Raw genomic sequence first — 254 nt, 5'->3', positions numbered from 1 at the left:
AGACGAATTCGCCAAGGGCAAAAAAGCCATTGAGGGGATCACATCACTTGATGATGCTTTAAAAGGAAAAGGCGGCGACGCGATCCGCGCCTTTTACGAGGAATGTCACACCCCTTTTCTACAGTTCTATGATACTTTCATAGATGAATAAATTTATGCTTTGAAGATTATTATATTGGGGATTATTTACGTTTATATTATCGTGAAGGGTTTTATTTGTGTGTTGTTTATCGATCAGCTTATGGATAAGGGCT

1 pseudogene is annotated in these 254 nt (G+C 38.6%); it reads left to right on the top strand.

What is annotated here, in order from left to right:
- Positions 1 to 148 (top strand): annotated as a pseudogene (locus CF394_RS16355) (T7SS effector LXG polymorphic toxin); the annotation flags it as partial.
- Positions 149 to 254 lie beyond the last annotated feature (106 nt).

This window comes from Tetzosporium hominis, assembly GCF_002265435.1.
Classification (GTDB): domain Bacteria; phylum Bacillota; class Bacilli; order Bacillales_A; family Planococcaceae; genus Chryseomicrobium; species Chryseomicrobium hominis.
The sequence above is the reverse complement of the archived record's forward strand: the minus strand, read 5'-3'. Positions and strand labels throughout refer to the sequence as shown.